Source organism: Thermococcus sp. (genome assembly GCF_027008145.1).
In the GTDB taxonomy this organism is placed as follows: Archaea; Methanobacteriota_B; Thermococci; order Thermococcales; family Thermococcaceae; genus Thermococcus.
In genome coordinates, this window is the sequence record NZ_JALTCZ010000036.1 from 1 (window position 1) to 10,605 (window position 10,605).

At 52.6% G+C, this 10,605-nt stretch carries 14 protein-coding genes, 2 tRNA genes, 1 other RNA gene and 1 pseudogene; 10 read left to right on the forward strand and 8 right to left on the reverse strand.

What is annotated here, in order from left to right:
• Positions 1–456: 456 nt before the first annotated feature.
• The 7 genes and pseudogenes from MVD07_RS10915 to MVD07_RS01705 form a co-directional block, all read right to left on the reverse strand.
• Positions 457–624 (reverse strand): annotated as a pseudogene (locus MVD07_RS10915) (pentapeptide repeat-containing protein); the annotation flags it as partial.
• A 201-nt stretch (positions 625–825) separates the two neighbouring features.
• On the reverse strand, positions 826–948 hold the full coding sequence (locus MVD07_RS01680; protein WP_297497771.1) for a hypothetical protein: 123 nt from the start codon (positions 946–948) through the stop codon (positions 826–828).
• 64 nt (positions 949–1,012) lie between these two features.
• Complete coding sequence (pyrH, locus tag MVD07_RS01685) at positions 1,013–1,690, reverse strand: UMP kinase (RefSeq protein WP_297497825.1); 678 nt, start codon at positions 1,688–1,690, stop codon at positions 1,013–1,015.
• Between the two features lie 90 nt (positions 1,691–1,780).
• Positions 1,781–2,947 (reverse strand): FAD-binding oxidoreductase, encoded by a 1,167-nt coding sequence (locus MVD07_RS01690; RefSeq protein WP_297497826.1) that lies wholly within the window; start codon positions 2,945–2,947, stop codon positions 1,781–1,783.
• The gene (locus MVD07_RS01695; protein ID WP_297497828.1) at positions 2,940–3,212 is read right to left on the reverse strand and encodes a (2Fe-2S)-binding protein; all 273 of its coding nucleotides are present in this window, start codon (positions 3,210–3,212) and stop codon (positions 2,940–2,942) included. The genes MVD07_RS01690 and MVD07_RS01695 overlap by 8 nt, the downstream gene beginning before the upstream one ends.
• Positions 3,213–3,468: 256 nt before the next feature.
• Entirely contained in the window at positions 3,469–3,975 is a 507-nt protein-coding gene (locus MVD07_RS01700) for a 4Fe-4S binding protein (protein WP_297497773.1), read from the reverse strand.
• Complete coding sequence (locus MVD07_RS01705; RefSeq protein ID WP_297497776.1) at positions 3,968–5,410, reverse strand: FAD-dependent oxidoreductase; 1,443 nt, start codon at positions 5,408–5,410, stop codon at positions 3,968–3,970. The genes MVD07_RS01700 and MVD07_RS01705 overlap by 8 nt, the downstream gene beginning before the upstream one ends.
• Before the next feature lie 123 nt (positions 5,411–5,533).
• Here MVD07_RS01705 and ffs point away from each other — a divergent pair.
• The 10 genes from ffs to MVD07_RS01755 all read left to right on the forward strand — a co-directional run bounded on the left by ffs (position 5,534) and on the right by MVD07_RS01755 (position 9,952).
• Positions 5,534–5,847, forward strand: an RNA gene (gene ffs / locus MVD07_RS01710) — signal recognition particle sRNA.
• A 179-nt stretch (positions 5,848–6,026) separates the two neighbouring features.
• Positions 6,027–6,554 carry a hypothetical protein gene (locus MVD07_RS01715; protein ID WP_297497779.1) on the forward strand — a complete coding sequence of 176 codons (528 nt, stop codon included), beginning with the start codon at positions 6,027–6,029 and terminating at the stop codon, positions 6,552–6,554.
• Between the two features lie 70 nt (positions 6,555–6,624).
• A complete protein-coding gene (locus MVD07_RS01720) occupies positions 6,625–7,023 on the forward strand; it encodes a hypothetical protein (protein ID WP_297497812.1) in 399 nt (132 codons plus the stop codon).
• Entirely contained in the window at positions 6,990–7,337 is a 348-nt protein-coding gene (locus MVD07_RS01725; protein ID WP_297497814.1) for a hypothetical protein, read from the forward strand. The genes MVD07_RS01720 and MVD07_RS01725 overlap by 34 nt, the downstream gene beginning before the upstream one ends.
• Positions 7,338–7,427: 90 nt before the next feature.
• Complete coding sequence (locus MVD07_RS01730) at positions 7,428–8,330, forward strand: dihydroorotate dehydrogenase (protein ID WP_297497816.1); 903 nt, start codon at positions 7,428–7,430, stop codon at positions 8,328–8,330.
• 49 nt (positions 8,331–8,379) lie between these two features.
• On the forward strand, positions 8,380–8,616 hold the full coding sequence (locus MVD07_RS01735; protein ID WP_297497817.1) for an AbrB/MazE/SpoVT family DNA-binding domain-containing protein: 237 nt from the start codon (positions 8,380–8,382) through the stop codon (positions 8,614–8,616).
• Positions 8,604–9,008: a PIN domain-containing protein gene (locus tag MVD07_RS01740; protein WP_297497819.1), complete on the forward strand. Its 405-nt coding sequence runs from the start codon at positions 8,604–8,606 to the stop codon at positions 9,006–9,008. The genes MVD07_RS01735 and MVD07_RS01740 overlap by 13 nt, the downstream gene beginning before the upstream one ends.
• Entirely contained in the window at positions 9,005–9,724 is a 720-nt protein-coding gene (gene queC / locus MVD07_RS01745; protein WP_297497821.1) for a 7-cyano-7-deazaguanine synthase QueC, read from the forward strand. The genes MVD07_RS01740 and queC overlap by 4 nt, the downstream gene beginning before the upstream one ends.
• A gap of 63 nt (positions 9,725–9,787) precedes the next feature.
• A tRNA-Phe gene (locus MVD07_RS01750) sits at positions 9,788–9,864 on the forward strand.
• 10 nt (positions 9,865–9,874) lie between these two features.
• Positions 9,875–9,952: transfer RNA gene (locus MVD07_RS01755), tRNA-Gly, on the forward strand.
• Positions 9,953–10,071: 119 nt separating this feature from the next.
• Here MVD07_RS01755 and MVD07_RS01760 read toward each other — a convergent pair.
• On the reverse strand, positions 10,072–10,605 hold a 534-nt coding region (locus MVD07_RS01760; protein ID WP_297497823.1), incomplete at its 5' end, for an RNA 3'-terminal phosphate cyclase.

The window sequence follows — 10,605 nt, forward strand, 5'->3', positions numbered from 1 at the left end:
CATCTCGCGTACCTCGTAGAGGAGAACGTTTATAGGGTTGGCTTCTATCACTCCCATCATTGGGATGAAGGTTAATTACCTTTCCGCTCACCTCGTATAGTCCAGAAAAGCTAAAACTCCAAGTACCTACCTTGTAGTAACCTATACTTCCTCCGAGCACGCATTTCTACAACAAACATTTGATCTGCTTCGGCACGTTTTCCTTCCTTTTCAAAGCTTAAACGTTGAATTCTTGCCGCTTCTTGGAGAGACCTTAACCTACCTTCATAATAATAAATTATAACCGAACAATCCTTTCAATTGACTCTCAATTAGTTTAGTTCTAACAACAGTGCTTTCTGTATCAATCGTAGATGTTGTCACAAGGGACCCCGCTCCCGAAATTACAATTTGAAAATCTAAGTTTCTTATGAAATCTGGGTTTGGGTTCTTCGTATATGTCTTCTCCCACAAAAATTAGACGTTTTCGAAAATGGATCCGTCGAATACAGCATCCCCTCTAAATTCTGCTAACTGAAATTCTACTATCTTTTTGAATTCGACATCCTTAAAGTGAGCGTTGCCGTAGAACGTTGCATTCTTAAAGCTTGCTCCTTTCTCAAACACAGCGAAGTTGAAGATGGCCTCCTCTGCAAAGTCAAAGAATGCAGTGTTATAAAAATGGCAGTGACTAAAATTCGCATCAGAAAATTTACAGAATCAGAAATCTACCTGCTCTTTAAACTTTGCGCTTGAGAAATTAGCTCGACACCTAAAAACAGTTAGGCTTTCCCTCAGCACTCTTTTCAAAGGTAGCATGCCCTCAAATGGACTCTTCCGTCAACTTCACTTTCTTTTATCCTTGGCGCGAATTTTCTGAAAAAAAGCTTCCCAGAACTGCCTCTCTCCTTCTGGTGTCTTAGTCTTCTTGTAGAAAATCGCCTCATCTATATGTCCATTTCCTGGCATGGATGCACTTTACGTTCCGGAACTATAAAAACTTTTGTCAAAAGCGAACAAAAGAGTAGAAACTTCAAGGCTCCACAACGGTTCCGCTGTGCTTCCCCCTCACGACATCGAAGAGGTGGTACGCATCTTTTTTGCCCACGATATACGTCCTTATCCCGCCTCTCTGAATGAATTTGGCAGCTAAAGCGTCAACGACACTGCTTTCTCCTGCTTTGCTCTCCGCCTCCATCGCTATCTCTACGAGCTGCTCCGGCGTTATCCTGTCGAGTTTCTTCGCGTTGGGGTTCTTCCTCGGGTCGGAGTCGTAAACTCCATCAACGTTCGTAACGACAATGAGGAGGTCAGCCTGGAGGTACTCAGCGAGGAGAGTAGCTACCGCATCGGTCGTGTGTCCCGGATGAGTCCCGCCCATTATCGGTATCTTCTTGAGCTGTATCACTTCCCAGGCCTTACGGAAGTCCTGGATGACGAAGGGGTAGGCCTTTTCGCCGAGTGCCGCTATGAGCAGCATCGCGTTGGCGCGTGTGATGTGAATCCCTATGTAGTCCTTGAAGGTCTCGTTGGGCGTGAAGGTCTTCGCGGCGTGGATGTACTTCCTGGCGACCTTTCCACCTCCGACCACCACTGCAACCTCGTGGTCTTCGCTTATTTTGATGAGCTCGTAGGAGAGAGCCCTTATGAAGTTGATGTCCGGGTCTTCGGGAACGAGAACCGAGCCACCTACGTCGAAGACTATCCTCATGATGACCCTCACGGTGGTAACCGGGTAGCTTTATAACCTTTTTCTTGTCGCGTGGATGATAAAAACTGGGGAGCAGTAGGAAGGTGAGACTCACCCTATCTGGAACGCACTCGTGTGCAGCTCACCGCGCTCGAAGCGATACGGATCGTACCACTCCCAGTCAATGGGAACTTTGGAGCGACCTCTGGCAATCAGCTCCGCCATCGCCTGCGCAACTGCCGGTGCCATCATGAAGCCGTGGCCGGAGAAGCCTGCTGAGATGTAGAAGTCCTCGAGGAGCTTCCCTATCGCCGGGTTCCTGTCGGGGGTTTTGGCGTAGAAGCCCGCCCACTGCCTTATCACGTGGGCGTACTTCAGCGGGGGGGCCATCATCACGGCGTACCTCAAAACTCCACGCAGAAAGTCGTAGGTCGGTTCGACATCGTTTAAGCCCCTCGCTTCATGCTCTATCCCCGCACCGCAGATTATTCCACCATCCTCACCGTCCTGGATTATGTACGCGTCGTTCCAGCTCGGCGGGCAGACCAGAGGTTCGGCCTGCCCTTTCTCCAGGAGTTCCGTCTTGACAAGCTGGTGCTTGTAGACCTTTATAGGCACAATACCGCGCTTCAAACCGGCCATCTCGTTGATTGTTGGTGCCCAGGCATTGGTAGCATTGAGGACGGCATCTACCTTAACGCTCTCGGCCTTTCCCCTGCTCCTGTACCTGACCGCGGTTATCTCATCTCCCTCGCGCTCGAAGCCAATAACTTCAGTGTGCTCCCTCGCGTCAACTCCCATCTCCCTGGCCCTGAAGAGGTAGGCGAAGAGCGTCTTGAACGGGTTCGCCTTCCCATCCCTAGGATTCCAGGTTCCAGCCAGGAACGGCTCCGGGTTTAGGATCGGAACTATCTCCTTGGCCTCGTCCATATCGATGAGCCTCGTCGGGACTCCAAAGCGGTTCTGAAGCCGTATGTTGGCCTTAAAGGCCTCAATCTCCTCTTCACTCGTCGCGAGAAAGAGATAGCCTGTCTGCCTGAAGTTTATATCGAAACCGAGCTCGTCTTCAAGCCTCTCCCAGCGCTCGACCGCGTACTTCATGAGCCTTACGTTGGCCTCGTCCGTGAACTGGGCGCGGATTCCACTTGCACAGCGGAAAGTCGAGCCCGAGCCGAAGTAGTTCTTCTCGAAGAGTATGACGTCTTCCCCAAGCTTCGCCAGCTCGTAAGCCGTTGCCACGCCGATTATTCCGCCCCCAATTACAGCTATCTTACTCATCGTCACCACCCGCGAGAACCCCAACGCGGACGGGCCTTATTGGAACCCTCGTCTTTGGGAGAGGGATCTCCTCGGGCCTCTTGCCAGTTTTCCTCGCGAGGATAGAGATTACGAGCGGTATGCATGTTCTCCCTTGACAGGGCCCCATACCTATGCGGAGGAGTCTCTTGATTTCCTCAATGTCTGTAACGCCAGAATCTATGAGGGCCTCAATCTCATCGGCGGTTACGTCATTGCAGCGGCATATGATTACCTTTCCGGACATTCCGATCACCCCTCCACCGCAGCCCTTGCTTGCGCATGTTGAGGCATTAGCCTCAACACGTCGAGAACTTTGCGCCCAACGAGCGCTGGCGGAAAAGTTTTTACTCTACAGCTCGCTCCGATAGGTGTGAGAGTGTGACTCGATGCCTTTCTTTGAGTGTTCGCACTTGGAATGCGCCCTTCAGGCGCAGTTAGACCGCGAACCTCTCTGAAATCTCCGCTTTCAAATGGCTCTCCGGTCAAAATACGCTGGATTTTCATTCTCTCACCACCTTAACCGCCCTGACTTCCCAAGCCAGCTCAATGGGCACCTCGACGGTGATTATCGGCGTGTCCCCCTTCGTCTTCTCCCTCGGAACGACGGTGAGAACCTTTCCCCTCCCGACTGGCTCTCCAACGCGGTTGAGGAGGACGACTTCCTCTCCCCTCTCTGGCAGAGGAAGGAGCTCGTGGGGCATTGTTATCCTCGCCTTATCCTTGACGTAGTGAACCATAAAGAAGGCCAGCCCTGGGCATATCTGCACGCAGAGGGAGCAACCGATGCACTTCTCGTAGTCCACCATAGGCAGGTCGTTCGGCGTTGGCATGCTTATTGCGTTTGTGGGACACACCTCCCTGCAGGGCGCACATGGAATCTCCTGGGGGCACTCAGGAACCGCAACGGGCCTCTGGCGGAGCCTCTCCTCTCTTGGCTTGGGAATTATCGAGAAGAGCTCCTCGGGCGTTATGTAGCCCCTCCGGAGATAAGCCGGGATCTCAGGCATTTCCAACACCCTCAAGGAGCTTCCTTATTCCCTCGGCAACATGCCTCCCGAAGGGCCCGGACCGGAACTCCTCAAGGTCGCGCTGGGCTCCCTCTATCTCCTTTACCCAGCCCTCTTCGGCTATTCCAAGCCTCAGGGTGGCAGCTATGCCCGCTATCTTGCCTTCGAGCATCGCGGTGGTGGCTTCCTCTATTCCGGCCGAGTCGCCGGCAACGAATATTCCCCTGACCGTAGTTTCCATCCATTCATCACGAACCGCGACGTGGCCTCCGAGCTCGCGGATGAACCTTATCTGACAGCCCGCCTGGTGGAGGAGTTCAATGCTCGGTCTCAGGCCGACCGCGAGGGCTATTACATCCACATCAAAGACTTTCTCCGTTCCCGGGATTGGCTTCCAGTTCTCGTCGAGTTGTGCCACAACGGCCCTCTCCACCCTCTCCTTTCCTTCAGCGCGCAGGATCGTATGCCCCGTGAGTATCGGAACGCCTAGGCGCTTCACCTTGGCAGCATGCACAAAGTAGCCACCTACCTTGGGCATCGCCTCAACTATCGCCCTCACCTCAACACCGGCCTGTACGAGCTGGTACGCTAAAATAAGTCCGACGTTCCCGGCGCCGACGATAAGAACCCTCTCACCGGGCTTGACACCGTAGGTGTTCATCAGCGTCTGAATAGCCCCAGCCCCGTAGATTCCGGGCAAATCGTTGTTCTCGAAGGGTATCATCCTCTCCATCGCGCCGGTGGCAACGATGACGGCCCTTCCGCGGAACTCTATGAGTTCCCTGTTCTTCCTCACGCCAAGGACGAGCTTCTCGTTTCCATCGTGGAAGATTCCCACCGCTGAAGTTTCGAGGAACACCTCCACATTTTCCCTCTTCCTAACTTCCTCCTCCAGAATTTTCGCTATTTCCACTCCCCTCACACCGGCGAACTGTTCCCTCTTCCCGAAGAACTTGTGGGTCTGCTTGACGAGCTGGCCGCCGAGCATAGGGTTCTCATCGAGGAGAACAACCCTTGCCCCGGCATCGGATGCGTTTATTGCTCCCATTAAGCCAGCGGGCCCGCCACCGATGACCACAATGTCAGCCTTCACTACCTTTGCCTCCCTGAACTCAGGTGGCTTGGCTTTGATTGGGAGCCTGGCCCTTCCCTTCTGGCGCTCTATCCTCATGCCATCTTCAACGAGGGTTATGCAGGTTCTGACGTTCGGAATCCCGTTGACGACCATCAGGCAGGAAGAGCACTTGCCTATGGCGCAGAAAAGGCCCCTCGGGCGATTTTTGTTTGGGGAGTGGTTGAGAACCCTTATGCCAGCCGCGTGGAGGGCCATCGCTATAGTTTCGCCCTCGTAGGCCTTTATCGGCCTCCCCTCAAAGTAAATGGTCAGCTCCCTGCCACGCCTGAAGTGGAGAATAGGGTGTTCCCTGAGACGCATTGGGCGTCACCTGTGAGCGGATTAGTGGAAGAACTTATGAAAATTTTTCAATCCAAAGGTGGACAACCTTTGGTTTCGGGCTTACCAAACCTTTATATATCCCGCTCAGAAAACTAACCTTGGCGGCGGGCTAGGCCGGGGGGTTCGGCGTCCCCTGTAACCGGAAACCGTCGATATGCCGGGGCCGAAGCCCGGGGGGAGGTTCCTGAAGCCGCACCCGGAAGCCGGGGTATAACGATGAACCCTCGTCCCGGGGGGCCGGCGGTGGGCGAGGTTCGGCTGAAGGGCCGGACTAACGCCCTTTGCCCGCCGAACCCCGCCAGGCCCGGAAGGGAGCAGCGGTAGGCGGGACGTTCGGCGCTCCCGGGGTAGCGGGGGTGAGCGAGCCCCGGTGGAAGGGTGCGGTGGAGGGTTCCCACCCCCGGGCGCGCCCGCCGCCACTAAAGCATGCTTCTTAACGTTTTAATATCGTGTATTAGCTTAACTTCCCTTTAAACTTCTGTTAACATACCACACACTACTATCAATGTGTGCTTGCAATCATTCGAACTTTGTTTATAAGGCAATGTACAAATAATCACAAAAAACCATTTATACTATTAGAGAGTTAAAATTAATGCCAACATTAGTTGGAGGCATATATCATGTGGTGGAAGAAAGTGGCTATCTTGAGTATGGTACTTCTTGTTTTTTTGTTGTTCCAGCTAGCCAGGGAGTTTCAGCCAGAGATTCACCAGAGCTCTATTCCCTGTACATGGACTGGCTCCAAGGGAAGCCTGTTGGGTTGGCAACTTTCAACGTTGAACCTTACTTTGAAGGAAAGCCCTTTGCTGACGAACTTATTGTCTCAGTAATTGACTACAACTCTCAAAAACCTAGAGTTGTTATAGTTAGACGTATTAAAGGGACAACTGCAATATCATCAAAAATAGAGCGGATACCTGTAGGAGTTCAAGAAATCGTCCAATATATTAACGGGACATACAAACCTGTTAAGAGGACGGTGTTTAAGGAAAGGAAATACTTTGTGTCCGTCATTGGGGTGTATGATAACACCCTTTACTCGTGGGGTCGATTCGTCGTGTTTGAACCCCAGCACCCAATAACCAGATTAAACTTAAATGCAGACCTTCATAAAAAATAATCAGTAATGAACAGCTGAAAAAATAAAAAGCGACAAATCAAGGATCATCTCTGAGCTCAGGAGCAAAGGGGTGACCTTAAAGGAATCCGACGGCATTCTATATAGTACAACATCTATAGACTCGGATACTGATACTAAGCTATTACCTGCCGGTGTTATCCATGCAGCCCCTTGGACAAAGGTTGAATGGCATTTGGGAGATGGTATAGAGACCCCCAAACCTACGGGGTTATGGTATGATAGTTTTTACCAGGATGTGCCATATCTCCAAGACCCGGATCCTAATGGATGGAAGAAAGGAGGTAAACACATTGCTATAGCAAACACTAACGACTATGTAACGCTGGATAATAGTAACACGTGGTATTATGCAGAAAGAGATGTAAAGGCTCATGTCGAATATAGAGCTGACTCATACTACCTTGGTCCTCCTGATTGGCCGGTGATAGAATACGTAAGTATATACTAGACGTTGTTGAGGAGTATATAAGTAGTGACGCCGTTCCATTGCCTCCTAGTTATGCAGGAACCATACATCAATCTCCTCAGACAATAAACTTTGTAGTAAATACATACGGTTCTGCGTGGAAAGTGCAGTCAGTAACATTTACCTTTGGACTTGATGGTGAGACAATAACAGCAGATGTGAGCGTAACACTATACAGAGCAGCGGGAGACTCAGATGCCATGCCACCCTATGTTAAGGTGTATGGTGCAAATGGTGCAAAGTATTGGTACAAAAACAATGACAGGACAAGCTATGAGGTCTATTTCCACTGGTAATAACAAACAGGTAGAATCAACACATTTCTTCTTTTATTTTTGTAGGAAATTTTATTAGTCTAATTTCTCTTTTGCCTTCGGGGTGTTAAGATGGCCAGCCTTGAGGTAGAGCTTTTCGGAATAAGGTTCGAGAACCCGCTGATCCTAGCATCGGGAATAAACGACAAGGTGCCGGAGCAGTGGATTCGCGCCCACGAGGAGGGGGCCGGAGGCGTCGTCACGAAGTCAATAGGCATCGAGCCGAGGAAGGGCTATGAAAACCCGACTATAGTCGAGCTCCCCTGCGGGCTTATAAACGCGATGGGCCTGCCAAACCCCGGCTGGAAAGGCTTCCTTGAGATGGTGAATGGCTACACCTTCGACTTCCCGCTTATAGTTTCCATCTTCGGTGGAACACCGGAAGAGTTCGCATTCCTTGCCGAAAAGCTGAGCGACGTTGCGGATGCTTTTGAGCTGAACCTCAGCTGCCCCCACGCCAAGGGCTACGGCATGGAGATCGGCCAGAGACCGGAAAACGTCTATGCTATTGTTAAGGCTGTCAAGGACGCCACCGATAAGCCGGTTATATCCAAGCTCACCCCCAACACGGACGACATAACGAAGCTCGGCCTTGCTGCTGAAAAAGCGGGTGCCGATGCCGTCTCGGCAATAAACACTCTCAAGGCGATAGCGATTGAGGTCTACGCGAGAAAGCCAATACTGAGCAACAAGGTCGGGGGCTACTCCGGGCCGGGGGTTAAGCCTGTAGCTTTGAGAGCCGTCTACGACCTCGCGAGGGCCCTTAACATCCCTGTGATAGGCATCGGTGGAATAACCACATGGCAGGACGCGGTTGAGTTCCTCCTCGCTGGAGCCTCAGCTTTGCAGATCGGCACTGCCGTTTCACTCCGCGGCTGGAAGGTCTTCCAGGAGATAAGCGTGGGAATCGAGAGGTACCTTGAGAGTGAGGGCTTTTCGAGCGTTAAAGACATCGTTGGCCTCGCCCTTGAGTGAGCGAAAGGGTTATTTAGTAGGAAAATCTACTATACTATGGTGACCTACTATGCCACTCACGAAGGTCACGCGCAACTACCAGATAACGATTCCAGCGGAGATTAGAAAGGCCCTCGGCATAAAGGAGGGGGAGTACCTGAGCGTCGAGCTGAGGGGAGATGAGATAGTCATCAAAAGGGCAAGGAAGAAGTGGAAAACCTTCAGGCTCGGAAGAAAACTAACCGCGAAAGAGCTTGAGAGAATCTCGGAGGAAGCCATGGAGGAGGAAATGTCATGGGAGCCGTGATTGACTCCAACGTCTTCATATATGCTGCGGTTGAGGATTTAGAACACCACAGGAGTGCCATGAACATCATTCGCTCTCTCGACCGCTGGATTGTGCCGACGGTAGTTGTTTACGAGACCGTCTGGAACTTCAGGAAGCTTGGCTTTAGCACGGTAGAGGCCAGAGAGCTCATCGAGCAGATACTCTTCGATTCAAGGGCTTCCCTCGTGGATGACAGGCAGTACCTCCTTGAGGGCTTTAAACTTCTACAGAGCCTCAGCTTGGCGCACTACAACGACTCCGTGATCCTTGCGGTAGCTAAAGACGTCGGTGCCCTCGCGACCTACGACAAAAGGCTTAGAAACCGTGCAGAAAAAGTCGGGATCAAACTACTCCCGGAGGTGGTTGAATGAAGCGCGCGGTGGTTTTGTTCTCCGGTGGGTTGGACTCAACGGCCTGCCTCTACTGGGCCAGAAAGAACTACGACGAGGTTATAATGCTCACGGTCAACTACGGCAGCAACGAGGAGCGCGTTACCAACAGAGTTGCCGAGTTCTTCTCAAAGGAACTGGACATCCCGCTGAAGATAATAAGGCTCGACTTCCTTGAGGAGTTCTCCAAGCTGAGGGGCACTACACTAGTCGGCGGGGAGACGCCGAAGGTTACGGCGAAAGAGCTCGAAGACATGGGCTTTGCCCGGGAAATAGCTAAAAGCGTTTGGGTTCCAGCTCGTAACGTCGTCCTCATAGCTATCGCGGCGTCGCTTTTGGATGCCCTCGGCGGAGGCGATATTATAGTCGGCTTCAACGCTGAAGAGGGGGCAACGTTCCCAGACAACACGCCCGAGTTCGTGGAGAGAGTAAACGAGATGCTCCGCTACGGGACGCTGAGCGAGGTTAGGGTTGTGGCTCCGCTCATCAACCTCGATAAGAAGGGAATAGCGGGGCTTTTGAAGGCGTTAAACGCGAAGTACGAGTACTCCAACTCCTGCTACATGCCGAGGGGCTTCACCGAGGACGGAAAGCCGATACACTGCGGCGAGTGCGAGAGTTGCGTGAGGAGGCACCGCGGGCTCATCGAGGGAATAGGGGAGGACAGGACGGTCTACGCGGTCGAACCAAAGATTTAAAAGAGAGTTCCGAAGAACACCGCAAGATTTATAAATCTGCTCAAGCCTTCTATCCTTTGACGCGGGGCGGTAGCTCAGCCTGGGAGAGCGCCGGACTGAAGATCCGGGTGTCGGGGGTTCAAATCCCCCTCGCCCCACCACTTTTGTGATGCGGTGGTAGTCTAGCCTGGTCTAGGACACCGGCCTTCCAAGCCGGTAACCCGGGTTCGAATCCCGGCCACCGCACCAAAACTCCTCCTCTTGGCCCTTCTGAGAGTTAATTCAGCAGATTGCCTTTTCAGGCGTTCCACATTCCATCTACCCGGGACTTTGAGAGAGCAGAGGAGAAAAAGGCCTAATGAAGCCCGCTAAACCTCTACCTTTCTCACGACCTTAACCTTCCCGGGCCTTCCAATTTTCCCTTCAACCTCGAAGGTCTTGCCCAAAAACCGCTCGACAACCCAGACGTTCGTCACAAGGTGGCTCGTTATTTCCGAAATCCCCACTTCTCCACCCGCGAAGGCGAGGAAGGGCACAACCTGGTCGCCGAGGAACCTGTCAACAGCGCTCCCCGTCCTCAGAGCGTTGATGAGCTCCTCCACCGCTTCCCTGCCAACGGCTTCGGCCGGCTTCCCTCGCTTTCCGAGGGCGTCGCCACCGAGCCTTAGCGAATCGGTCTCGGCCCACACGACGATTCCGCTTCCAGGGCCCAGAGACCGGGAAACCTCCTTCTCGATTTCCACGGGAGCGTTGTAGGACACCCTCAGCCTTTCCTCTGCACTTTTCGCCTGCCTTTCTGCAACGTGAGCCGGCAGGTTGGTAGCGTGGCTTATCCCGGCGAAGCGCTCTATTCTGGTCCATTCGAGCGCCACGAGGGGCTTCCTCTCCTCCCAGCGCTCCAC

What these genes read in the sequence shown, in the direction of transcription:
- MVD07_RS01680 (WP_297497771.1), bottom strand. Translation starts at nt 948, where the DNA reads ATGCCAGGAAATGGACATATAGATGAGGCGATTTTCTACAAGAAGACT.
- pyrH (WP_297497825.1), bottom strand. Translation starts at nt 1,690, where the DNA reads ATGAGGATAGTCTTCGACGTAGGTGGCTCGGTTCTCGTTCCCGAAGAC.
- MVD07_RS01690 (WP_297497826.1), bottom strand. Translation starts at nt 2,947, where the DNA reads ATGAGTAAGATAGCTGTAATTGGGGGCGGAATAATCGGCGTGGCAACG.
- MVD07_RS01695 (WP_297497828.1), bottom strand. Translation starts at nt 3,212, where the DNA reads ATGTCCGGAAAGGTAATCATATGCCGCTGCAATGACGTAACCGCCGAT.
- MVD07_RS01700 (WP_297497773.1), bottom strand. Translation starts at nt 3,975, where the DNA reads ATGCCTGAGATCCCGGCTTATCTCCGGAGGGGCTACATAACGCCCGAG.
- MVD07_RS01705 (WP_297497776.1), bottom strand. Translation starts at nt 5,410, where the DNA reads ATGCGTCTCAGGGAACACCCTATTCTCCACTTCAGGCGTGGCAGGGAG.
- MVD07_RS01715 (WP_297497779.1), top strand. Translation starts at nt 6,027, where the DNA reads ATGCCAACATTAGTTGGAGGCATATATCATGTGGTGGAAGAAAGTGGC.
- MVD07_RS01730 (WP_297497816.1), top strand. Translation starts at nt 7,428, where the DNA reads ATGGCCAGCCTTGAGGTAGAGCTTTTCGGAATAAGGTTCGAGAACCCG.
- MVD07_RS01735 (WP_297497817.1), top strand. Translation starts at nt 8,380, where the DNA reads ATGCCACTCACGAAGGTCACGCGCAACTACCAGATAACGATTCCAGCG.
- MVD07_RS01740 (WP_297497819.1), top strand. Translation starts at nt 8,604, where the DNA reads ATGGGAGCCGTGATTGACTCCAACGTCTTCATATATGCTGCGGTTGAG.
- queC (WP_297497821.1), top strand. Translation starts at nt 9,005, where the DNA reads ATGAAGCGCGCGGTGGTTTTGTTCTCCGGTGGGTTGGACTCAACGGCC.